Genomic DNA, 22,021 nt, shown 5'->3' on the forward strand with positions numbered 1-22,021 from the left:
TAACAAGCTTGAATCTCCAAACTAATAAGGAACCCCAAGATCAGAACTCCTCCGCTAGACATCCTTAACCTCTATACTTAATCGCTAGCCCTTTCAAAAAGTTCCTCGCAAAATGGTCCATACAAACTTTATAGTTTTTATGTCCTTCTTTTCTTAAAAACGCACCAAGTTCACCTTTTGACACATTTAAGCCGGCATATTTGAATATTTCAATCATGTCTTCTGTTGTGAGCGACAAGGCGATTTTAACCTTCTTTAAAAGGATGTTATTCACGCTTGAGTTATTTTTGATGGGCGGTTCGGGAGCAGTGGCTTGGCCTGGTTTCGGCTCCTGCTTCCCTCTTTTATAAATAATGAAGCCATTCAAGAATGAATTCAGCATGCTGTTTGTTAGCTTAATTCTGTCTGTCTCTTCTTCTTCGTCTTCTTTCTTGAGAATTCTCACTACCTCTGGAACGGTGACCTCAAGCTCGCCCAGTTTGAAAATCTCTGCCATTTGACTATTTTTGATTTCTAACGCATATCTTAAACGGATTAATAGATCATTATTATCGATCATTCTACTTCCTCCTATAACTTGTACGGTTCAGCTTAAAAACACTTGGGATCCCTTCTAAAAGGCATTATTCATTTTAACACAAAATCATTGATCTTCGTTTTATTCATGAAGTTTCCGTTAAACCTCTTTCAAGGTTTGCGAATATTCTTATCATAACCAATTATCTCTCCAAAAATGAAAGAGCCCTCCTTATGGAGAGGCTCTTTTCTTCCTTAAGGCAGCAACGCAAAAGAACGAACTGGAAAACCTGTAGCCTTTTCGGGCTTTGCACAAATATTGAAGATCACAGCACCTTTTGCGGGCAATTTATTGAGATTGGTTAATAATTCAACCTGATAGGTATCTTGTTCCAGAACATAGTATTCTCCAATTAGAGATCCATTTTTACGAACATCGATCGCTGCATCCGTATCAAATGTTTCATGTCCAACAGCCTTGATGTTTCTTTCTTCAAATAAGAATTTTAAAGCCTCGATTCCCCAGCCTGGCGTGTGGCTATTTCCCTCTGCATCCTTATTTTCAAAAGCAGTCTTGTTCGGCCAGCGAAGACTCCAATCTGTACGCAATGCAACAAAGCTGCCTGCTTCGATTGTTCCGTGCACTTCTTCAAATTTCAAGATATCTTCAACACCTAGAATAAAATCATTATTTTCTTCTGCTTCCTTTGATTGATCAATGACAACCAACGGCAGAACCAATTCCTTTAGCCCGAGCTCCTCTAAGTAACGCTTATTGCGAACGAAATGAATAGGTGCGTCAATATGGGTACCATACTGCCCAGGAAAATTAAAACGCTGTGCAAAAAAGCCATCATCATGTGTAAAAAGTGTTTGAATCTCAGCATCTTCAAATGCAGCAAAATGAGGAGAATCCGGACCAAATGTATGTGTGAGATCGACCCATTCCTTCCCTTTCAGTACTTCAATAGCCTGCAATAAATCCGTCGTACTTTTAACTGTTGACATTACCAGCACCTCACCAATCTTTATAAAATAAAAATCCCTCTTCACAAATAAGAAGAGGGATAAATAAACATAAACTGCTGCCGCTCTTCTTATCTTCTAGCACACGCTACTGGAATTGGCACAAACTTTAAAGTTCGCTGCCGAGGCTTTACAGGGCCAGTCCCTCCACCTCTCTGGATAAGAAAAATTTTCTAAATATTAAGTTATTGTATTTACCATATAGTTAATATACTCACCTGTCAATACAAAAATGTTTATCGTTCATTTGACAAGTGAAGCGGCAGAAACTCAGCCAGCTGCTGTGCATGCTTATCAAGCATGATCTGGTCAGCCTTAATGCCTTGCTCCATAAGCACTTTAATATTCTGCAGGAGGAATTCGTCACTGCCGACAACATAGTAGAGACCATCTTTGTCATCAGCCAGATTTTTCACTTCTTCGTAGTATTCCTCACGGTTATCAACGAACTGTGATGTAACCTTCTTCTCAGGTGCAGATGCGAAAACATCTGTGAATAAGAACTGCTTTGATGAATCAATGTTTAAGGAATGAATTTGATTAACATTGTCCGCTCGGTTTAAGAAATCAAGTACAAGCGGTCTGAACGTTGCCAGGCCAACACCTGATGACAGCAGATAAATATTTTTTCCTTCCCTTTTCAGCGGAACATTTGAGTGGGTCTTAAAGATGGCAACTTCATCGCCAATTGTAAGATTTTTTAGTATCGTTTTGAATTCAGAGCATTGCTCTCTAATACGTGTTGTGATTCCAATCGCATTTTCATGAGGCAAAGTGGAAATGGACATATGACGAATCAGACTGCGGTTGGGTTTATCTCCTGCATTAAAACCCTTCAATGCGAAGTGGGTGTGAGAACCTTCTTCCCATGTAAAATCTTGCGGACAAGCAAGCAGGTACGTTCTTACCTCAGGTGTTTCTTCAATAATTTTGTTTATTTTTGTCCAATATATTTGCATGGTGATCCTCCTCAATGTGTTTCCATCTAATAATCTATTAAAATCCAATTTTCTGTAATCCAGTAATTAATAAACAGCAATTGGCCCATAAGGACCTTCGATAATTTCGATTTTCGTTTCAAAAATATCGGTCAAAAGTTCCGGATCCATAACCTCTTTAACTGTTCCAAAAGCCGCAATTTGTCCTTCTTTCATTGCGCAAATTCGATCAGAATATTTGGCTGCAAAGTTAATATCATGCATAACAGTCAAAATCGTTCTTCCAAACTCATTCGCAACATGCCTCAAATATTCCATCATTTGAACAGATCGGGCAACATCCAGGTTATTTAAAGGCTCATCCAAAAGCACATATTCAGTTTCCTGGCAAAGCACCATTGCAACATACGCCCTTTGTCTTTGACCGCCTGAAAGCTCATCTAAATATCTGTCCTCCAGATCTGTTAAATCTAAGAAATCGATATATTTAGAGATAATCTCTTCATCTTCTCTCGTTAATCTACCCTTTGAATAAGGAAAGCGTCCAAATCCAGCCAGCTGTCTAACCGTAAGCCTCGTTACAAAATGATTTTCCTGCCGCAAAATGGTAACAATTTTCGCTAAGTCATTTGATTTCGAAGAAGAAACATCCATATTCGCTACCATGATCTGACCTTCATCCAAATCCAGGAGTCTTCCAATCATTAATAGTGTCGTAGACTTTCCAGCACCATTTGGTCCAATTAAAGAAGTGAACCCAGCCTTTGGTATTTCAATATTTAAAGGCCCAATTTTAACTTCATCCGTATATAGCTTTCTAGCATTTTCAATCTTTATCATAGCGACCTCTTCCTTAAAATGACGATTAGAAATACGATTCCGCCGAACAGTTCAATAAAAACGGAAACAGCTTGAGAATTAAATACATGATACATTAAAAAGTATGCACTCGTTAAAACAAAGAACCCGATAGCAAGTGCCATTGGAAAAATATATTTGTGATCATAAGTTGGCGCGGCCTGATAACTCAAAATGGCAACTAAAAATCCAAAGAACGTAAGCGGTCCAACTAAAGCGGTTGATATCGACATTAAAACAGCAACAAGTACAAGCGTATAAATGACATTTGATTGGTATTTAACACCAAAGGTAGTAGAGACATCTTTTCCAAGTGATAATATATTTAACTTTCTGGAAAAGACATAAAGCAATAATGCGACAATGATGACCATTGGAATGACAATCGGAAAATATGCTGGATCGGCATTATTAACAGAACCAATTAATCTTGTCTGCAGAAGGTCAAATTCTGATGGCGCAAGGAGTTTCCTCATAAAAGCGGATATCGTATTCAGCCCAGTTCCAATAATAATTCCTATCAGAAGCACAAGCTGTAGATTCCCATATTTCCCCGAAAGCAGCCAGCCATACAGGATCAAACTCATTAAGACCATAAGACAAACTTGAAGAAAGAATGGTCCAATGCCGCTAAAACTCACCATTGCGCTAGCACCAAAAATAAACATTGTACTTGTATGAATGGTTGAGTACAGTGATTCAAAGCCTAATAGAGAAGGCGTTATAATTCGATTATTCGTAATGGATTGAAAGGCAACAGTCGACAAGCTGTGGCAAATAGCAGCAATCAGCATGGCCACAACTGCGACGATCCTTCTTTCAACAACTGGAATAAATGAAGGTGAATCAACTGGAACCGGATTATTATAAACCAAAAGGCCGAATGCAAAGAGAAGACCCAAAGCAATCAATGTTATGAGCAGAATCCAATACCGTTTTTCATCCTTTTTCGTGCGAAAAGCACTAGCAGATCTGTTTTTATGATGAAGGCTAAAATCGATTTTCTTCATATTTTCTTTCTTTTTATATTCTAAAGCGTTCATCTTAGCCTCCTTGATTTTCTTTGTCTCAATAAGATCGAAATAAACACGACTGATCCGACAGATCCGAGTATTAAAGAGACAGGTACTTCAAAAGGCATAATAATGGTTCTAGAAATGATGTCACATAGAGTAATCGTCCCCATACCGATCAAACATACCCAAGGCAGATTACTTCTAAGATCATCTCCTCTAATCATTGAAGTGATATTTGGGACGATTAAACCTAAAAAAGGCAAGTTCCCAATTACTGCTGCAACAATACCAACTGCAACAGCAATAAGACCATTAGCCAAAAGAATGAGCGTATTATAATTGACTCCAAGACTAGTTGCTACATCTTCTCCAAGACCAGCTAAAGTCAATCTGTTTGCATAAATAAAAATAAGAACTGTAACAATGACAATGATCCATAAATACTCATATCTTCCAGCCTGAACAGATGCAAAAGAACCGACAAACCAGCCTTCAATCACTTGCGACATTTGGAAAAAGAGTCCTAAAAAGGTGGAAACAGCTGAGATAACTGCACCCAGCATCAGACCAATAATCGGAACAATTAAAGAGGAACGAAGTCTGACCCGTCTTAAGAATAAAAAGAAAATCATTGTTCCCACAAATGAAAAAATGATTGCACCCGTCATTCTAAGAACCAAAGATGGTCCTGGCACCAATAAATAAACAACTAGAAGTCCCAAGCCTGCCCACTCAATCGTGCCTGTTGTGGTAGGTTCAACTAAGCGGTTCTGTGTAATTAGCTGCATGACCAGCCCAGTCATTGCCATTGCAGCTCCGGTAAGCATGAGTGCAACTGTTCTTGGCACACGAGTGATAAAAAACATTTCCATCCCGTCTTCTTGCCCGCTTATATCATAGACTCCAGTAAACAGCGAGACAACTCCTAGACCCAAAACAACGATAATCGCTAGTATAAAAGGTTTTGTCCATATTTTATTTTGGTTATACAACCGGGATTGAGAATTTTTCTCAATCCCGGCTATGATATTTTTCTGCACTATGTTAAACCCCTTTACACTACTCTGCTAGAGCAGCAGCAATGCTTTCAAACAACTCTATGAAAGTTTGCACTGATTCATTTAAGTAAGTATCCATTGGTGCATAAACGATCTGTCCTTCAGCAACAGCTGTTGTGTTTTGAAGAGCAGGTGAATTATCAATTACATCTTGTGCTGGTACTTTATCTGCTTCACCAGAGATTGGCGCATCACGGTCTAGTACGAAGAGCCAATCTGGATTACTTTGTGCAATTGCCTCGACAGAGATCTCATCACCTTGGTGATCTGCCGACGTTTCATCAACCTTTAATGCTGGCGTCCATTCAAAAATTTCATATAGCGGCCCCCAAACACGTCCAGTAGATGGAGCTGAAAAGTTAATGCTTCCGCCAGAAACAATCACGCTCATCACTTTATCACTGCCATTATAAGCAGCCTTCGCTTTTTCAATTGCTGTATCAAGATCTGCTGCCAATTGCTCAGCCTCTTCATTTTTATCAAAAATCTTTCCTAAAGTAAGGGTAGTTTCTTTAAAGCCATTCACTAAATTCTCTCCAGGAGCACTAGCTTCCTCAGAAACGTCAACATTTAAATCAATTACCGCTGCATTAGGCACTAATTTTTTAATATCTTCATAGAATCCTGAAAATCTTTGACCCACAATAACAAGCTCAGGATCTGCAGCTGCTAATATTTCAAGGTTTGGTTCACGGTGATTTCCAATATCCTGTACATTCTCATCCGCGACATATGGGGAATCTTCTAACATTACCGCCTTTGGAACAGCAGCTAACTCAATATCCCAAGCAGCTAATGTTTCAAACGTTCTATTATCCAAAGCAACTACATTCTTAGGATTGACAGGAACTGTAACCGTTCCATGAGCATCAGTGATTTCAACTGTTTCAGGTTCAGCAGACTCAGCGTCCTCAGTTGTTTCAGGTTCACTTGCCTCAGGTTCACTATTTGCAGTATCTGAACTTGAACAAGCCGCCAGCATCAATACAAAAATTGCCATAATGACAGTTAATTTAATTTTCCCCATTTCTCATACCTTCTTCCCTATGTATTATAAATTGTTATAAAACTAACAGATTATTGAAATGATAAAACGACTACCTATGTTTTATTTTTTGCTGAATGAAATAAGATGTTTAACATAGTGCTCAGCTAGTTGATAAAACATTGATAATGATTATCATTTGCAGTGTTCTATCAAAGTATATAACAAGATTATTAGAAAAATCAACCCTAAATTGGTTTATTTTCTCAATTACTGTGCTAATTTTTTCAATTAGGGTTTGTTGAATGCAGAATGGGGCCCAAAATGGGGCCAGACCCCCAGTGCGTTAAAGCTTTACTGAACCGGGGGACTGACCCTATCCACACTGCTCCATTAATTGTTAATAGGTTATTAAAGTAGCAATCTGCCTAAAGCTTTATCTATGCCTTGTTAGCAAAGAGATTGGAAATATGAATAATGAGAGAACTCCCTTAGAGGAGGATAGGTGTTATTCCATCTTCTGAAATTTTAATTAGTTTTATTTTATGGATTGATTTTTGGGAAATTTATCCTATAATATAGGTAGACTAAATGAGGAGATGGGATAATGAAATTTTGTCCTGAATGTGGCACAAAGAGAATAGAAGAGGCAAAATTCTGCCATGAATGTGGTTATAAATTTATTTTCGTAAGCAAAGAAGAAGTTAGAAATGAAATGAAAGAAGAACCAGTGAGTATAGAAGAAATACAGGGTACAGAGAATGTTGAAACAGAAGAACATAATGAGCCAAATTTTGTCCTGTTAGGCAGTGATGGTAAAACAGATGAACAAAGACGAGACGATCATTTAAACGTAGCCCTAAATCACATAAAAAGCACAGAAAGTTATAAAGCTATGAAGGCAGCAGATAAAGTTATGACACCAACAAAAGAATTTGCGAGTGAGCTTGCAAAAGAAAAGTTGGAAGAAGGAAAAGAAGCCGCAAAAGAGATTGTTAGAAAAGCTGCTAATAAAGTGGTCGATCATGTAAAAAAACATGGTACTGAATATGCTTTTAATGCAGGAAAGTTTATATTAACCAAGAAACAATAAACTAAAGCCACCTTTTGGTGGCTTTTGTTTATTGTAAAAAGAGGTATAACAAATATATCTACTCAGGTGAAGTAATTCTTTATACCTTTTGTTGGCTGGGATTTCTAAAGTCTTAAATGGAACACAATATTATAGTAACTACGATAAATCTATCTATTAATACCCTGAGGGTGCCACTGTTTAACAACCATGTACTCCTCTAATGTAATTATAGAATACTAGGCTAAATTAACCAGTTCTAAATCGAACCTGAGACTGAACCAATGTCTTTCTATATCTTCTTTCTTGATGTCGTCACAATTAAAAGACCCAGTATTATGAATGCTCTCTTTTAAATTTTCAAGGTCTTCCCAAATATCTAACAGTGTTCTGACAACCAGCCGAATTGGTAGTCAGGAATAAAAAAAAGCTGTGTTTGAATATTTCTATCTTTGTTTTCAGTCCATTATTTGCGAATTACTTTCTCCTTTCTTCTTAACCAAGGTTTAAGCACTTGTTCAATAATAACTCTACATCAACAGCTGATAATTCCCGGTGGGTTCTTGTTGCATTAGAAATGGTTTGAAGTTCTGATTGACCACTATCAAAACGAGTACTGTCAATGCCCAACGATGTTAGTTCTACTGCTAAGCCCCGCTCAAATGGCAATGGGTACGTTAATATTTTCGAACGTTCTCTACTACCTAAAATTACTACATCATCAACTTTTGAATCCGTTACCAAACTTGCAATTTCCGCACCATTTTCTCCCCTTGTTAATATCCGTTCAACATAAAAATAGGCAGTAATATAACCCTTTCCATTAAAAGAAGTATGAAAAAAAACATATGAACTAGGTAAAACTGAATTAATAATTTGGCTTCCTCTAGTTCCACTATCTCCATAAGTGAGATATGTAAAGTTAGGGTCGACATGATTATCTTCCCTAGATATGTATTTAATTAATAGATTTGCCATTTTCATTACCTCCAATTATAAATGATGGAAAACTGCTGCTACTTAATTCGCTATTAAGCTATCCATAGATGGAATCTAAAAATTTATTTGCCGCTATTAACTTCTACAAATGGCACGTTAGCATATTCTGCTTTATTGTGTAGATTGATATCCTCATTTACAAGATTTACATAATTATTCGGATGCTTTCGTAAAAGTGTAATAAGTGAAGCTAATATTCTATCATCATTGTTATCTTTACTGCCAAGGAAGGGTTCAATTAAAATCTGGTTTAATTGCAAAAGCATTAATAATACTCCTGTCTTTTTTTATACAACCCCATCAATAAGCCTTCCGCGTCTTCTATATCCCTTTAATTGCCTAACAAGTTTATTAGCATTGTTTCTGACACTTTCATTTCTCCCGAATAATTTTAAGTTGCTCTAATTCGGATAATACTGTCGGCATTAATCAAATTTAAATTTACTACAATGATGAACCAGAATCGGAATTCTTTGAACTGGCAAATCTTTCTTAATAGTTCTTGTTCCACAAACGTGGGCTCTCGTTTAATAAAATATACAGAAAAAATCCTCCCTATATGAAGGAGGATTTGTTAAATCCCACTATTACTTCTCACTAATTTTCTTTTCTCGCTAACCGTGAACAACACTCCACATGTCCAGAGTGTATGTGGCAACACATGTGGTGTTGGTGAAGTTTATATTTAATATTATATAAATAATTTAGGAGAGAATATAATTTTTCTCTCCTAAACTGCTACAATATGTTTAATTTTATTATATATCTCCTCAGGGCCAAGAAACTTTATAAAGTTGTATCCCCAATTATTATGAACATTGTTTAGTTGATCTTCATACTCAGTATTATAACAAGCTACAAAAATCTCAGGCTCGACAAAATGTGTATTTAAATAAGAATGTGCATTGACCAAGTATTCCACCTTTTCTCTATTATCAATGCTCATTCGAACAAGAGGTAAGGTTTTAGGGATTACGCTAGCAATATTTGATTTACATTCTATAAATTCAATTACATCATGATCATTCACATGGAATACTGAATCTATTAATCTCTGGTTATTACCTATTGTAACAGAGTTATGTTTAATCGTGGGTTCAATATACGTGTTAACTCTTGAGATTTTATTTGAAAAGGGGCCAAATTTATAAATTATCAATTCTAGTACCTCAGACCGAATATCAGAAAAATTCTTATCTCGATAGATATCCTTCAGTAAATCTGTCAATTCTGTGATTTTGCTTTGTTCTAACTTCAATTTTGGATTTTTAAAGGTTTTTTGAATAACACTATCTATTGTTGTAAGCTTTGTTTTATCATTCGACCGATGGTTATTAAATATTCTAGAAATATACAATAATAATAATTTATTTTTTTCAATTTCATCTATTACTCTGATTACTAATGTACGAACGCTAGGGGAACCTAAATTTTCAAATTTCAAACTCATAATTAAAAATTCTGTGACTTTTTTAAAGGAATTAACAATCGAGGAAAACCCATTTTTGAAGTTAAATCACTAACTATTTCCCTTGCGTACGGCCATACATTAATACTTACATTTCTTTCGGCAAATGTATCTAATATGTCGGAGTATTCAACTACAATATTTTCATTTTTACTGGTTTTAGGAAACCTTAAAAAATATGAGACATGGAAATTAAGATCTATATGAAAAAGTGTATCTTCATCTTTTATAGAGTCTATAGCCTTTTGTTCTTTAGTATCATTTTTAAATGCTTTTAATCTAAAAACAAAAGGGAATTTAATCTCTAATCCCTCTTGGTTACCTTCTTCCACTTCAAAATCCATAGCTATATCCAGCACTACATCTTCTTTTTCAAACTCAGAATTTTTTTTACAATTAAGAGCGTCTACATCTATTCCTTTTAATTCAATCATTGATATAAATTCGTTATAACGTGATACGATTATATTTTCTTCCACAAATGTTACCTCAACTTATGCATATTTTAATTCATAATAACTCTCTAACAACATTGAATCATGCTCTTTAATTGGTAGAGCTACTTTACTATTTAACAGCGGTAAAGTTTCTAAATCTAAATCAAACCTCAAATAATTGGCTACTTCGCTTAAATAACTTATTATTGTCTCTAGATCCTCTATTTTTGATAGTCTAACTTCAAAAATTTCTTGAGCAATCTCTTTCTGATTTCTTATAACATGATTAATATAATCAAAATTTTCTTTGTCAATATCTCTAATCTGGAGCTCTCTTATGAAAAAATTAAATACTTGGCTTTGCTTTTCCTTTAATCTAAGCTCTGTATTTTCTATTTCTTGAAACCACATAGACCAATTATGTAATTCATCTTTATTTCTAGTTGAAAACTTAAGTTTAAAGGCTTGTTTCTTGATATTGTCAAATCTAGCCTCTAAATAATCTTTGAAATTAAAAATCTCACTTTGAAGTTTCAGTGACATACTTATGTCTACATTTTGTTGTGTATATATATATATCATGTTAGAAGTTAAAACCTGATTTCTTAAAACAAAACTATTCTTGAAGATAAACGCCTCCCTATATAGTGACATATTCAAGTACCTCCAATTTATCATAGTTTGTTGTTACTGTAAATATTTACTACAGCCTAATACAATCATTCCATATTTATGTAATATATATACAATACATTCCACCCTTTTTCGATTATAAACATTGATATATCTTCCTTTTAGCAAATTGTTACTAACACTCTGCCTCTGTAATTAACTACAATAGTCAAGGTCTCTTTTGCTTTTATAGAGTTAGTTGTGACCCTTAGAGGTGTGGGAACGGTTTCTTGCAGTATGTTTCAGTTGGAGTATTGATTGGTTAAGGCCAAAGGTACTTATCTTGATCGTGTCGGCGAAATATTCAATATATTTGAAAGATAAGTTGAGCTAATTCGTATACCAATATGGATGATAAATAGAATTATATTTTCAGTATGGTCTAACTACCGAACAATTAAACATCTTAGATAAAACAACAAGGAGAGGAATTTCATGAAAATGATACGTTCTTATGCTACACCAGATAAAGCAGTCAATGTAAAAAGCTTAATTCAACAACTAGTAACTATAGAATTTGAAAAAATGGTGAATACTAGAACAGGAAATTCACCAGCACCTCATGACAAAATTACTCTAGGTGGTGATTGCCATGAGAAGTGCAGTATATGCTCGTGTATCTACAGAGTTAGATTCACAACGGACATCAATTGATAATCAGATAGATATTTTCAGAAATTACCCAGTAGGTTGGGAAATTGTTAAAGTCTACACCGACAAACAATCAGGAACAAAGGAAAATCGTCCTGGATTAAAGTCTCTTATAGAAGACGGGAAGAACGGAATGTATGATGTTATCTTAGCCAAATTATCCCGTTTAGCTCGTAATGGAAGGCTGTCATATGAGCTAAGGGATATTTGTCAGTTTAACAACATTCATATTGTATGTTTAGATAACTCGATAAATACTTTAACAGGAAAACGTACAAAATTTCGGTTTGTTTGCTTGGTTATATGAAAACGAATCGGCAAACAGCAGCCGTCTTAACAAGCAGGCAAAACGGGTAAAAGCTCAACGAGATTTATTTGTTGGGTCAAATCCTCCATATGGCTACTTCTCAGAAGATGGTGTATTGAGAGTAAGAAACGACGATACACCTAAAATCGTTAAACGTATTTTCGAGGAATATTTATGCGGAAAAGGTATGGATTCAATTGCTAAAGATTCAACAACAGCTAATATCCCAACTCCATCTCAAGTAGCTATTAAGTCCAATGCCTTGACTTTAGGCATGCTTCAAGTATTAAGAAAGTCTTAAACAACCATCATTACCGAGGTGAGCTTGTACAAAGCAGAACTGAGACGATAACTGTCACATCTGCAAAACGGCGTGAGGTTAATGAAGATGACTTAATTATTATAGAAGATATACATGAAGCCATCATCCCAAAGGAAACGTTTAAAGCATTTCAAGAGATGATGACTAAACGAACAAGAGCAGCACAGCCCCGAAGAAGCACTTATTCACTAATGTTTTATACTGTGAAGAATGTCAAAAAGGAATTTTGTTTAAGGCTAATCAAAAAGGCTATCGTTGCGGAGGGAACATAAGACACGGCTAAAACTTTTGTGCAATAGTGTTGATGTGAAAGAAAAGGAGTTAAAGCATATTATCCTTAAGGATCTCAAAACCCTTTTTAATTCACTACGAGAAGATAGCTTTATAAATTCGTTATAGAGCAAATTAAACGTAAAAAAGCACCAACTTCTTAAAGAACTACAAAATAATGATAAAGAAGTAGCAGCACTAAGATATAAGAAAATTAGAGTACGTTGATTTGTACACTGAAAACGTCATCTCAAAAGAAGAATTGGTTGAATACCTAAGGCTAAATGATAACAAAATCAAAGATGTTCATATAAAAAAGACTCAAGTTAATGAAAAACTGCGGGAATGTGCTAATGAAGATTGCGTGTTCAAATCAATAAAAAGCTCTAAGATGTATTAACATTAAAAGATCCTACACCGAATATCCTGCACTCACTTTAAGAAAAAGTCACTTGTGAGCATGACGGTAGTGTTCGTATTCAATACAGCTTCGTTAATCCATTGCAAGAAACGTAAAAAGGCAACAACCACAAGGGTTAGTTGCCTTCTTTTAAAATGAGTTGCGAGATACACTCAACGTGCGTCGTCTGCGGAAACATATCCACCGGCTGTACTTCCAGCGTTTTGTACCCTCCGTCCTCAAGGATTCGTAGATCTCTTGCAAGGGTGGCTGGATTGCAGCTGACGTAGACGACTTTTTTGGGTTTCATTTCAATGATGGTTTGAAGCAAGGCTTCATCGCAGCCTTTACGTGGCGGGTCGACGACTAGAACATCCGCTTTAATTCCTTGCTCGTACCATTTCGGGATCACTTCTTCAGCCTTTCCAACAGCAAATTCCGCATTGGTAATGTCATTTAGCTCAGCATTTCGCTTTGCATCTTCAATGGCTTCGTGAACGATTTCGACTCCATAGACCTTCTTCGCTTTTTGTGCCAAGAATAACGAAATTGTTCCGATGCCGCAATACGCATCAATGACGGTTTCATTTCCAGCAAGACCAGCATACTCTAAGGTTTTATCATAAAGAACCTTGGTCTGGTCAGGATTAACCTGATAAAAGCTCAAAGCAGAAATGGCAAATTTCACATCACCGATATAATCGTAGATCACTTCGCTTCCCCAGAGCACCCTCACTTTGTCCCCTAATATCACATTTGTCCGTTTGGAGTTGATATTATGAACAATGGATTTCACCTTTGGTACGCGCTTGACTATTTCAGCGACAATTTTATTTTTATTTGGGAAATCAGGGGTTCTCGTGATCATGACAACCATCAATTCATCCGTTTCCTTCCCGTAGCGAGCCATAATATGACGCAGATCTCCCTTATGTGTTTCTTCATTGTAGGCCTTCACACCAAGCTCACTGCAGATTTCTTTCACCGTCTGGATTGCTTTATCTACTTCTGGAAGCTGGATTAAACTCTCGTCCGTTTCGATAATTTCATGGCTTCGTGGTTTAAAGAAGCCTGAGATTAGTTTCCCATCTTTCTCCCCAACAGGAACTTGCGCTTTATTTCGGTAATGCCATGGATGCTCCATACCTAGAACCGGATGTACCTTCACATCTTCAAGCTTCCCAATTCGTGTCAGTACTTGACGTACTTGATTCTCCTTGAATGTAAGCTGACCTTCATAGCTGATATGCTGAATCTGACAGCCTCCATACTTATGGCTATCCTCCTTAGCAATATCGACTCGAAAATGGCTTCGTTCAAGAAGTTCAGCCAGCCGGCCGATCCCAAAGCCTTTGTTGACTTTAATTACTTTAATATTTGCCTTTTCACCTGGCAGTGCGCCTTGAACAAAGATTGGATAACCATCTACCTTAGCGACACCTGCTCCGTCATGGGTTAAATCCTCGAATTCTACTTGTATATAATCATTCTTTTGAACTGGAATTGTTTTGCTCATATATTTGTCTTCCTTTACTCTCTTAATACGTGCTGATTGCTAGCAAAATTGTACCATATAATCAGCCTGAATACGAAACGGATCATAGCTTTCCCATTATAATCCAGATGACTTACTTGTTACCCGCTATCCATTGCCCGCTCTATTTTTGACTCTACACCATGATGCGCATTTAAACATTGAATACTACTTATCAGCTGTAAAATAAGCGGAGAGATTCCGCTTATTTGCAGGCAGACCCTCATTTAGGGGGAATTTAAACGGAGATTTTCCGACTATTTATAGAAAAAGCTCACTTTTTCCCCTTTTTCAGACCAATAGTCGGAATTTCTCCCGCTATTTTAGCTGATTTCAGTGATTTTTATTGATTAGTCGGAATTTCTCCGTCTATTTATGAACATGGGTATTTAACAAGATTCTCCCTCCTATAAAAGCGGGCCTCTAGATGCGGAAAAGTTTCTTCTTCAAAGATTCATATCAAATTGTTCTCTCCCTTAATCTGGTGCACTGTTTTACCTATAAAAAAAGAGCTTTCCTGTACATCTGGAAGCTCTTCTTTCATCTTATTCTTTTCCTTCTTCCAATTCAGCTGGCCGATCTTCTTCGCGAATTTGGTCAATTGGAACTAGCACCTCTAAATGCCTGTACAAATTAACAAACTCTGCAGGCAAAAGTCCGCCGAATTCGCCATCAAGGTTCAGCTGTACTTTTTCTGTGGAATGGACTTTAATTCGGTTTGCCTGAGTATAGATCACATGTGGATCATTTACATGCTCACCGCGCACGGCCAGCGTGGCAATCCGGATAAAATCTGCCAAATTCGTTTTCTTCAAAATGAGAAGTGAAAATAAACCGTCATTGATGGAAGCGTTTGGTGCCAGCTTCTCGAAGCCGCCAACAGAGTTTGTTAGGCCTACAAGGAAAAGCATGGCTTCACCTTCAAAGATTTTCCCATCATACTCAATGCTTACTTCTGTTGAACGGATAGAAGGCATCATTTCGATTCCTTTTAAATAATACGCAAGCTGGCCTAGCATGGTTTTCAGCTTGCTTGGCACTTCATACGTCAGCTCTGTTATTCTTCCGCCGCCGGCAATGTTAATGAAATACTTGTCATTGATTCTGCCGATGTCTACTGGAATGCTATCTCCTTTAGCGATAATGTCAGCAGCTGCCTCAATATCACGGGGGATATGCAATGCGCGAGCGAAATCATTTGTTGTCCCTGTTGGCAGGATGCCTAATTTTGGAATAAAATCCTGTTCAGCAATGCCGTTGACCACTTCATTGATTGTGCCGTCTCCGCCTGCAGCGATAATTAGATCAAAGCGGCGCTCAACTGCCTGACGAGCTGCTTTTGTGGCATCACCTTCGCCTGTCGTTGCGTGACAGGAAGTTTCATATCCTGCATTCTCCAGCTTTTGCAGTACTTCTGCTAAATGCTTTTTAAAAATCTCCCGTCCGGAAGTTGGATTGTAGATAATTCTTGCTCTTTTCATGACCATCATCCTAAAAATAATGATTTTATTTACCTTCTTGCCTATTCCATCATTTTACATCATAACGAAACCTTCGCTATATAGCAATGTATTTGGAATCAGCATCATTTATTCTATTCATTTTGCTTATATAAAACAAGCTTTCAAGTATATCCTCTAAAGAAAACTTGCTGACTGGCATGCCAAAAGCAAGTTATTTCCTACCTTATCCTATTCAAACGGTCTAACAATTTACTGCCTGCGAAAAATCAATACGTAATCTAACTCTCTCATTCAATACGGAATGTCTATCAGAAAAGTTTCACCTATTTCATCATATGCAAACTAACTCGATATCCATTCACAATTTGCAGAGAATGGCTGCCTTCTCCTGTTTTAAAGGAAGCATCGAATGCCGGTTCAGAGTATGAATCCGCTTCTTCTCTGTCAGTGATTGTCCAATCTTTTTCATCTCCACCTAACTCCTGTACACCTTCTGCAAGCAGACTGACATCACTTGCTTCTTCTAAAATAACACTTAAGTCTGAGCTTCCGTCTACGGTCCAATCACTTTTTAAAGAGCGCGGTTTTACAGTAATTGCGCTTCCCTTAGCATCTACCTCCAGCTGAAGACCAACTGGCACAAGAAGCGTTGCGTCCATGCTTGTATAATGATTAAATGGTCCGTTTGTATATTCAGGCATTTTTTTGATATTAATATAGAGTGTATCTCCTTTTTCAATCATTGAAACATACTCTTTTTTTGACATCTCAGCATCTGCTAATGTGCTATGCACAGTGCCAAACATTGAAACCTCATTTAAATCTGTTCCTTCAACGGAGATCGGATTGCCGCCTGTATCCACTACAACTCTTTTAATATTTTCTCCTATTGCCGTCTCCATACCTTGTAAGTCATACGTATGTTCCTCACTGTTCATATAAGCGTTGACACTTTGTAAAACACCGCTTGAACTCAGCAGCGCAAAGCCAATCCCGCTCATTCCCAAGACACCCACAAAGAAAATACTAATAAAATCGTATTTAAGAAATGGTTTTTCCTTGCGTGAAAATAGTAAAAACAGCAAAATTTCAAGACCAAGAATTACGAGGATTATCGGCCACCATGAAATCATGATGTGTTCTATATTAAAGCCCATCAGTTGTGATAATAATAAATAAATCCCAAGCAGGAGCAAAGCTGCTCCCATTGAAAAGGTTCCTACTCTCCATGTCCTCACTCTATTTCCCCCTTACTACTTAACTGGATCTTCACTTTTTTTCTTTTCTAAGTTGCCGGAAAGCAATTTAATTCCGCCTGCAATTAACACAATGCAGACAACAGCTGTTTGGAAATACCGGTTGAACACATACCAAATATCAAAGTCATAAATCATCGGTGCCACGATCGGCAGTAAAATATTGGTTGTCATGTAATACAACCCGACAACCACTAGCCCAATGCCAATCCATCTTTGATGATTGATAAAATAGGAAATAATCGGGACATCTTCAAGCTCCTCTTCTCCATATCGAGATGATTTTTGCAGGCCATCAAAGAAGCTGTAAAACCAAATGATCGGGATGAGAAAAAGGAATATGCCAAGTCGGAGCACATCCAGGATATAGACAGAAAACAGAAACGCCGCCATCAGCTGAACGCCTCTTTTTTGAAGACCTAAATAAAGATGGCCTGCACCAGGAAAGATGGATAAAAAAGTGGCAATTGATTTGCTTTTCTTCCCTTCTTCACGGCGCACTTCAAAGTCTTCTAGTATCGTGCGGTCAATTAATTCGATTCCCTGCTGCTTTTTGTTCAGCTGTCCGATTGCGTCAAAAAAACCATAGACCCAAATGACCGGAAATAAGAGCAAGAAAATTAGAAACTCACTTCTGCCTGTCAAAAAGGCAACAAACAAAACCATAATGCCAAGCCCAAGAAAGGCGGCAAGTAATGTTAATCCCCTATTCATTAACCCAAGATGAAAATGGCCGACACCCGGGATAAAAGATAACAGGATGGTCCTGAAACGCTCGTATTCCATTTCAGACGATTTCTGCTCCTGCTGCTGGATAGACGTTTTATTTTGAAGAAGCTTAGATGCGGTTATGGCCGTATCGACTAAACTGACAATATATAAAAAGACTCCTGCAATTACGAAAAATATAGCAAGACCCACAGCACCGGAACCACTAGCAACCAAGAATAACACGATTGCAATTAGAATAAACTCCGTAAACATGTACCCTAACCCTCGAAGTACCTTTCCTAAATACAGCAAGCCTCCGCCAGGGAAAAATCCTAACAAAAACGCGATAATGGGATTTTTCATTATTTGCCTTCCTCCTTATTATTACTCTCAAGAGAATCCATCCAAGCGAAGGTTTTATCCACTAATCCTTCTGTAACAGAAATCTTTTTCTCTTGGAAATTTGTACTTTTTACACCCTCTGCATATTGGGTAAGCGACTGAAACACGCCTGTTGTCATTAATAAGATCGTCATCGCCGCCGCCACAGCATAATGAAAAATCGCCGTTTTGTGCACTGTTTTTTTCTTTTCCGGCTTCTTTTGAGTCGGAAATGGAATAATGACTGCTTGGGATTGGTTTTGGACCTTAGACATGACCATATCAGTAAAGTTCAGTTCATCTGCCATAACAGGCAATTCATCCTCTGCTTCCTCGACCGCAAGAAGATAGAGATCGAGACATTGGTCGCAGCTGTATAGATGATCCTCAAACATCTCACGTGTGTCATCATCTACTTCGTTTTTCACATATTTCATCCATTCATCTAAAGAATAGTGCTTCATGAAAAATCGTCCTCCTTCCAATGCTTTTTCATCCAGATGCGGGCTCGGTAAAGCTTTGTTTCAATCGTTTTCACCTGTACATTTTGCTCCTTGGCCATTTGCTGATATGTTTTTTCCCGAATATAAAAATCATATATAACATGACGGTAATTGTCAGGAAGCTCGTCAAGCCTTTGAATGACTAACTTGCGCCGGGCTCGATTCATCACTTCTGTTTCCACTTGCTCCCTTTGACCTCCGTATAAATCATAGCCTGCAGATTCAATTGAATCCTCCTGCCTTTTGTCCTTCTTTCTTTTTACATCAATTGCATGGTTGACTGCAATTCTTTTCATCCATGTTTTAAAGCCTTGATCCTCATATTGGGAGAGAGAGGTATAAATCTTCATAAACACTTCTTGTGCAGCATCCTCCGCCTCTTTCTCATCTCTTAATACCGCATAGATAGTCCGGAACACGTCTTGGCGATATTTTTCAACAAGAAGACGAAACGCATGATCATTGCCGCTTTTTACTTTTTGGATAAGAACTTGGTCGCTAATCTCTCTCTCCCCCCTTCTGTCAGCTTCCACCTTAATAGACGAAGCTACACACATGTATCCCTACAAAAAAATGAAAACTTTTTTAACATTTAATCGTAATACTATGATAAAATGATTCATCCAATTTTATCCAAGGGGGTTCTTATGTATAAAAAGCTTACGACTCTAGGTTTACTTCTTCTTTTTTCAAGCAGCTGTTCACCGAAAGAAATAACCATACAAGAAGAAGAAACAGTTCCTGAGATTGTTTTTAACATCGAAAATGAAGCTAATTTGCCAGACAGTGATATAAAGATTGTTGAGACTCGTTTACAAAATGCATATAAAAAGATTACTTCTTCTATTAAAATTGATTATAAACATCCAACTGAGATTCATGTCATTTTAAAAGAAGGGAATCTTGCTTCTTCTGGATTTAAAGACACTATAAAATTATATGGAGATATGGATACCTACCCAATTGTACATGAACTAAGCCATATACTTCTTGGCTATGGGAAAAATTTTGATGCTAGTTCAGGGTTTATTACACAAGAAGGGATCGCGGAATATTTCCAGCAAAAATACGGCACAAATAACTTCTATCCTCACCATTCCCATATGAGATTTTTAAAACAGTTTAATAAAGTCTATCCTCTCAGCTTGCTCGCAAGTACGGAGAATAGCTTTGAACTCTTTCGTCCAAATATGTCGTCAGATGATGGTTATAAGATTCAGCAAATTGCCTATGTACAAGCAGGTTCCTTTATCAGCTATTTAATTGAAACCTATGGAATGGAAAAATTCGAGAGCATCTACAACGAACAGAATTTAACTGATACAATAGAAACTGTCTATGGAAAAAACTTACTGGAACTAGAAGAAGACTGGCTTTTGTTTCTCGAGAACCAACTGACACTATCAGAGCATGCACAAGATTATTTACAGAAAATGTATGGATCCTTTTTGGATAGTGATGGTCATATCTTCTTTCAAAAAAACTAGGCAATAAATGGGGACAAAGGCGAATATAATGAAGTCAATGGAAATCTAAAAGGAGGCGTCTATGAGTTTACTATTCACATTAGCAGCTTACTTAATTGGCTCTATTCCAACCGCTTTACTTGTAGGAAAGTATTTTTTCCAAATCGATATACGGGAGCATGGCAGTAATAACCCTGGTGCTACGAATTCAATCAGAGTGCTCGGCAAGAAGGCAGGCATCGCTGTGCTGCTGATTGATATCGCAAAAGGGGCTCTTGCAGCAGCATTGCCGATCCTTTTTAATGCCGATATTGAACCGCTTTATACAGGTCTTATTGCGGTTGTTGGACATTGCTTTCCTGTTTTTGCGGGATTTCGCGGAGGCAAGGCAATTGCCACTACAGCCGGCACCTTGCTAGTAGCTGATATTGAAATGTTCTTTATTGCCTATATTTCATTTATTGCAGTCATTTATTTTACTAAATATGTTTATTATGGTTCTCTTTCTGTGGGTCTATCACTATTAATCTATTCTTTCTTCACACCTGACAGAGAGCATGAACTTGTTTTCTCTATTTTCTTTTTACTTCTTATCTTTCTGCACCGCTCAAATATTCGGAATCACTTAAACAAGCGAGAGCCAAAAATCAATGACAAAAGCTTGAAAAACGATCGAATCCCGCCTAGAAAAATTTAGGCGGGTTTTTACAAAGATATGGGCCTGCGACAGTGCTTTAACTTCTATTTCTAAATACGAGAATCATAGGATCGGGTAACTGAAAAATAAGCCCGTTCCATTACGCTGCAGACAATCGCTTTCCGCGGGGAGGAAGCTGAGCCTCCTCGTCGCTAGCGCTCCTGCGGGGTCTCACCCTTTCCTCTATTGCCCGCAGGAGTCGATTGTCCTCCGCTCCATTTCACTCAATTTTAAAAAGTAAATTTTAAATTAATAATAAAAAACCAAATGATTAGAAAAGTTAATGCAGAATTAATGAAGTCCAAATATGGTCACTAAGACATTCCTTAGTGACCACGCTGTAAGATGATTTAAGTATTCTGTTCTAATCTATTTCTCTCAAATCCTAAATATCTTGTGCCTTGGAAGTCTAACACGCCACTATCTCCTTCAGACAACAATCCATATTCTTTTCCGGAAAGATGGAGTTCAGAACGATCTCCGCTCTCAAACTCAAATGTCACATAATATCTAGTCGATGAGCTGACATGGTGATGATGATCATGATGATTTGCATGTCTGGACACATCAGTACGTTTTGATTTCACGACCGCCGGCACACTCAGCCTTGGTGACTGTTCATTTTTTCGCCACTGCCCTATCCCGTTAAATATGTTAAATAATATACCGCCAATGACAATAACAAAAATAATCCCAATAATGATAGGAACTATTTGAAAAACAAGATCTCCTCCATAGAATGGGTCCATCAAATGATCACTCCTTTACATTCATATTCATTTATATACGTTTAAGAATTCAGAATGTTTCAAACACTAAAAAGATGTTATCTTTAATCAAGACAACACCTTTTGTTTGTATCTTTAATTAGTGACTTCAAAGCTAGCCAGTTATGACATAATAAGCAATGAATCCTGCTATTCCTCCAATACTGAGACCAAATATTCCGCCGATGATCGCCCATGTAACCTTTGCCATCGGTTGATTTTTATTCAATAGAATCCCCACCCGCTTA

25 protein-coding genes and 1 riboswitch are annotated in these 22,021 nt (G+C 37.3%); of the genes, 6 read left to right on the forward strand and 19 right to left on the reverse strand.

All coding sequences use genetic code 11. The annotated features are described in order from the left end of the window. Window positions 1-64 precede the first annotated feature (64 nt). The 7 genes from B7E07_RS20310 to B7E07_RS20340 form a co-directional block, all read right to left on the reverse strand. The gene (locus B7E07_RS20310) at window positions 65-556 is read right to left on the reverse strand and encodes a YehS family protein (protein ID WP_080849315.1); all 492 of its coding nucleotides are present in this window, start codon (window positions 554-556) and stop codon (window positions 65-67) included. A 215-nt stretch (window positions 557-771) separates the two neighbouring features. Next, window positions 772-1,524, reverse strand: coding sequence for a cyclase family protein (locus tag B7E07_RS20315; protein WP_080848623.1), 753 nt, complete (start codon window positions 1,522-1,524; stop codon window positions 772-774). Window positions 1,525-1,610: 86 nt separating this feature from the next. Continuing rightward, a riboswitch (SAM riboswitch) is annotated at window positions 1,611-1,708 on the reverse strand. Between the two features lie 70 nt (window positions 1,709-1,778). Continuing rightward, window positions 1,779-2,501 (reverse strand): dihydropteridine reductase, encoded by a 723-nt coding sequence (locus B7E07_RS20320; RefSeq protein ID WP_080848624.1) that lies wholly within the window; start codon window positions 2,499-2,501, stop codon window positions 1,779-1,781. Between the two features lie 66 nt (window positions 2,502-2,567). Then, on the reverse strand, window positions 2,568-3,320 hold the full coding sequence (locus B7E07_RS20325) for an iron ABC transporter ATP-binding protein (protein ID WP_080848625.1): 753 nt from the start codon (window positions 3,318-3,320) through the stop codon (window positions 2,568-2,570). Beyond that, window positions 3,317-4,381, reverse strand: a complete 1,065-nt coding sequence (locus tag B7E07_RS20330) for an iron chelate uptake ABC transporter family permease subunit (RefSeq protein WP_080848626.1) — start codon at window positions 4,379-4,381, stop codon at window positions 3,317-3,319. Before B7E07_RS20330 ends, B7E07_RS20325 begins: the two co-directional genes overlap by 4 nt. After that, window positions 4,378-5,394: an iron chelate uptake ABC transporter family permease subunit gene (locus B7E07_RS20335; protein ID WP_080848627.1), complete on the reverse strand. Its 1,017-nt coding sequence runs from the start codon at window positions 5,392-5,394 to the stop codon at window positions 4,378-4,380. Before B7E07_RS20335 ends, B7E07_RS20330 begins: the two co-directional genes overlap by 4 nt. 19 nt (window positions 5,395-5,413) lie before the next feature. After that, window positions 5,414-6,439: a siderophore ABC transporter substrate-binding protein gene (locus tag B7E07_RS20340; RefSeq protein ID WP_080848628.1), complete on the reverse strand. Its 1,026-nt coding sequence runs from the start codon at window positions 6,437-6,439 to the stop codon at window positions 5,414-5,416. 565 nt (window positions 6,440-7,004) lie between these two features. On the opposite strand from B7E07_RS20340, the gene B7E07_RS20345 reads away from it, so the two are divergent. Then, window positions 7,005-7,490, forward strand: coding sequence for a zinc ribbon domain-containing protein (locus B7E07_RS20345; protein ID WP_080848629.1), 486 nt, complete (start codon window positions 7,005-7,007; stop codon window positions 7,488-7,490). 474 nt (window positions 7,491-7,964) lie between these two features. Here B7E07_RS20345 and B7E07_RS20350 read toward each other — a convergent pair whose 3' ends face one another. The 5 genes from B7E07_RS20350 to B7E07_RS20370 form a co-directional block, all read right to left on the reverse strand. After that, entirely contained in the window at window positions 7,965-8,447 is a 483-nt protein-coding gene (locus tag B7E07_RS20350) for a hypothetical protein (RefSeq protein WP_080848630.1), read from the reverse strand. Window positions 8,448-8,530: 83 nt separating this feature from the next. Further along, window positions 8,531-8,734, reverse strand: a complete 204-nt coding sequence (locus tag B7E07_RS20355; RefSeq protein ID WP_080848631.1) for a PIN domain-containing protein — start codon at window positions 8,732-8,734, stop codon at window positions 8,531-8,533. A gap of 464 nt (window positions 8,735-9,198) precedes the next feature. Beyond that, window positions 9,199-9,912 carry a hypothetical protein gene (locus B7E07_RS20360; RefSeq protein ID WP_218970440.1) on the reverse strand — a complete coding sequence of 238 codons (714 nt, stop codon included), beginning with the start codon at window positions 9,910-9,912 and terminating at the stop codon, window positions 9,199-9,201. Between the two features lie 8 nt (window positions 9,913-9,920). Then, entirely contained in the window at window positions 9,921-10,370 is a 450-nt protein-coding gene (locus tag B7E07_RS20365) for a protein-export chaperone SecB (RefSeq protein WP_218970441.1), read from the reverse strand. A 60-nt stretch (window positions 10,371-10,430) separates the two neighbouring features. Beyond that, on the reverse strand, window positions 10,431-11,027 hold the full coding sequence (locus B7E07_RS20370) for a hypothetical protein (RefSeq protein ID WP_080848634.1): 597 nt from the start codon (window positions 11,025-11,027) through the stop codon (window positions 10,431-10,433). A 610-nt stretch (window positions 11,028-11,637) separates the two neighbouring features. On the opposite strand from B7E07_RS20370, the gene B7E07_RS20375 reads away from it, so the two are divergent. The 3 genes from B7E07_RS20375 to B7E07_RS25280 are packed head-to-tail and all read left to right on the forward strand — an operon-like array spanning window position 11,638 to window position 12,597. Next, window positions 11,638-12,003: a recombinase family protein gene (locus B7E07_RS20375; RefSeq protein WP_080848635.1), complete on the forward strand. Its 366-nt coding sequence runs from the start codon at window positions 11,638-11,640 to the stop codon at window positions 12,001-12,003. Then, window positions 11,984-12,304, forward strand: a complete 321-nt coding sequence (locus B7E07_RS20380; protein WP_080848636.1) for a recombinase family protein — start codon at window positions 11,984-11,986, stop codon at window positions 12,302-12,304. Before B7E07_RS20375 ends, B7E07_RS20380 begins: the two co-directional genes overlap by 20 nt. After that, the gene (locus B7E07_RS25280) at window positions 12,289-12,597 is read left to right on the forward strand and encodes a recombinase family protein (protein WP_080848637.1); all 309 of its coding nucleotides are present in this window, start codon (window positions 12,289-12,291) and stop codon (window positions 12,595-12,597) included. The genes B7E07_RS20380 and B7E07_RS25280 overlap by 16 nt, the downstream gene beginning before the upstream one ends. 534 nt (window positions 12,598-13,131) lie before the next feature. Here the strand turns inward: B7E07_RS25280 and rlmD are convergent. The 6 genes from rlmD to B7E07_RS20415 all read right to left on the reverse strand — a co-directional run bounded on the left by rlmD (window position 13,132) and on the right by B7E07_RS20415 (window position 19,400). Further along, window positions 13,132-14,511: a 23S rRNA (uracil(1939)-C(5))-methyltransferase RlmD gene (rlmD, locus tag B7E07_RS20390; RefSeq protein ID WP_080848638.1), complete on the reverse strand. Its 1,380-nt coding sequence runs from the start codon at window positions 14,509-14,511 to the stop codon at window positions 13,132-13,134. A 563-nt stretch (window positions 14,512-15,074) separates the two neighbouring features. Then, complete coding sequence (locus B7E07_RS20395; RefSeq protein ID WP_080848639.1) at window positions 15,075-16,010, reverse strand: diacylglycerol kinase; 936 nt, start codon at window positions 16,008-16,010, stop codon at window positions 15,075-15,077. A 305-nt stretch (window positions 16,011-16,315) separates the two neighbouring features. Continuing rightward, on the reverse strand, window positions 16,316-17,230 hold the full coding sequence (locus tag B7E07_RS20400; RefSeq protein ID WP_080848640.1) for a LiaF transmembrane domain-containing protein: 915 nt from the start codon (window positions 17,228-17,230) through the stop codon (window positions 16,316-16,318). A 15-nt stretch (window positions 17,231-17,245) separates the two neighbouring features. Then, the gene (locus B7E07_RS20405; RefSeq protein ID WP_080848641.1) at window positions 17,246-18,322 is read right to left on the reverse strand and encodes a hypothetical protein; all 1,077 of its coding nucleotides are present in this window, start codon (window positions 18,320-18,322) and stop codon (window positions 17,246-17,248) included. Beyond that, complete coding sequence (locus B7E07_RS20410; RefSeq protein ID WP_080848642.1) at window positions 18,322-18,804, reverse strand: anti-sigma factor; 483 nt, start codon at window positions 18,802-18,804, stop codon at window positions 18,322-18,324. Before B7E07_RS20410 ends, B7E07_RS20405 begins: the two co-directional genes overlap by 1 nt. Next, complete coding sequence (locus B7E07_RS20415) at window positions 18,801-19,400, reverse strand: RNA polymerase sigma factor (RefSeq protein ID WP_080848643.1); 600 nt, start codon at window positions 19,398-19,400, stop codon at window positions 18,801-18,803. The genes B7E07_RS20410 and B7E07_RS20415 overlap by 4 nt, the downstream gene beginning before the upstream one ends. Before the next feature lie 90 nt (window positions 19,401-19,490). On the opposite strand from B7E07_RS20415, the gene B7E07_RS20420 reads away from it, so the two are divergent. Both B7E07_RS20420 and plsY read left to right on the forward strand, forming a co-directional pair. Next, window positions 19,491-20,330 carry a hypothetical protein gene (locus B7E07_RS20420; protein ID WP_080848644.1) on the forward strand — a complete coding sequence of 280 codons (840 nt, stop codon included), beginning with the start codon at window positions 19,491-19,493 and terminating at the stop codon, window positions 20,328-20,330. Between the two features lie 61 nt (window positions 20,331-20,391). Beyond that, the gene (gene plsY, locus B7E07_RS20425) at window positions 20,392-21,006 is read left to right on the forward strand and encodes a glycerol-3-phosphate 1-O-acyltransferase PlsY (protein ID WP_080848645.1); all 615 of its coding nucleotides are present in this window, start codon (window positions 20,392-20,394) and stop codon (window positions 21,004-21,006) included. A 350-nt stretch (window positions 21,007-21,356) separates the two neighbouring features. Here the strand turns inward: plsY and B7E07_RS20430 are convergent, their stop codons facing one another. Then, entirely contained in the window at window positions 21,357-21,755 is a 399-nt protein-coding gene (locus B7E07_RS20430) for a DUF2500 domain-containing protein (protein ID WP_080848646.1), read from the reverse strand. Window positions 21,756-22,021 lie beyond the last annotated feature (266 nt).

Origin of the sequence: Cytobacillus gottheilii, from assembly GCF_900166665.1 — a bacterium.
Lineage (GTDB): Bacteria > Bacillota > Bacilli > Bacillales > Cytobacillaceae > Cytobacillus > Cytobacillus gottheilii_A.

Bases quoted from the DNA above. Each gene is read 5' to 3' on its own strand.
- B7E07_RS20340 (WP_080848628.1), bottom strand. From the start codon at position 6,439: ATGGGGAAAATTAAATTAACTGTCATTATGGCAATTTTTGTATTGATG.
- B7E07_RS20350 (WP_080848630.1), bottom strand. From the start codon at position 8,447: ATGGCAAATCTATTAATTAAATACATATCTAGGGAAGATAATCATGTC.
- B7E07_RS20410 (WP_080848642.1), bottom strand. From the start codon at position 18,804: ATGAAGCACTATTCTTTAGATGAATGGATGAAATATGTGAAAAACGAA.
- B7E07_RS20330 (WP_080848626.1), bottom strand. From the start codon at position 4,381: ATGAACGCTTTAGAATATAAAAAGAAAGAAAATATGAAGAAAATCGAT.
- B7E07_RS20320 (WP_080848624.1), bottom strand. From the start codon at position 2,501: ATGCAAATATATTGGACAAAAATAAACAAAATTATTGAAGAAACACCT.
- rlmD (WP_080848638.1), bottom strand. From the start codon at position 14,511: ATGAGCAAAACAATTCCAGTTCAAAAGAATGATTATATACAAGTAGAA.
- B7E07_RS20355 (WP_080848631.1), bottom strand. From the start codon at position 8,734: ATGCTTTTGCAATTAAACCAGATTTTAATTGAACCCTTCCTTGGCAGT.
- B7E07_RS20395 (WP_080848639.1), bottom strand. From the start codon at position 16,010: ATGAAAAGAGCAAGAATTATCTACAATCCAACTTCCGGACGGGAGATT.
- B7E07_RS20315 (WP_080848623.1), bottom strand. From the start codon at position 1,524: ATGTCAACAGTTAAAAGTACGACGGATTTATTGCAGGCTATTGAAGTA.
- B7E07_RS20370 (WP_080848634.1), bottom strand. From the start codon at position 11,027: ATGTCACTATATAGGGAGGCGTTTATCTTCAAGAATAGTTTTGTTTTA.
- B7E07_RS20325 (WP_080848625.1), bottom strand. From the start codon at position 3,320: ATGATAAAGATTGAAAATGCTAGAAAGCTATATACGGATGAAGTTAAA.
- B7E07_RS20345 (WP_080848629.1), top strand. From the start codon at position 7,005: ATGAAATTTTGTCCTGAATGTGGCACAAAGAGAATAGAAGAGGCAAAA.
- B7E07_RS20405 (WP_080848641.1), bottom strand. From the start codon at position 18,322: ATGAAAAATCCCATTATCGCGTTTTTGTTAGGATTTTTCCCTGGCGGA.
- B7E07_RS20430 (WP_080848646.1), bottom strand. From the start codon at position 21,755: ATGGACCCATTCTATGGAGGAGATCTTGTTTTTCAAATAGTTCCTATC.
- plsY (WP_080848645.1), top strand. From the start codon at position 20,392: ATGAGTTTACTATTCACATTAGCAGCTTACTTAATTGGCTCTATTCCA.
- B7E07_RS20415 (WP_080848643.1), bottom strand. From the start codon at position 19,400: ATGTGTGTAGCTTCGTCTATTAAGGTGGAAGCTGACAGAAGGGGGGAG.
- B7E07_RS20420 (WP_080848644.1), top strand. From the start codon at position 19,491: ATGTATAAAAAGCTTACGACTCTAGGTTTACTTCTTCTTTTTTCAAGC.
- B7E07_RS20365 (WP_218970441.1), bottom strand. From the start codon at position 10,370: ATGATTGAATTAAAAGGAATAGATGTAGACGCTCTTAATTGTAAAAAA.
- B7E07_RS20375 (WP_080848635.1), top strand. From the start codon at position 11,638: ATGAGAAGTGCAGTATATGCTCGTGTATCTACAGAGTTAGATTCACAA.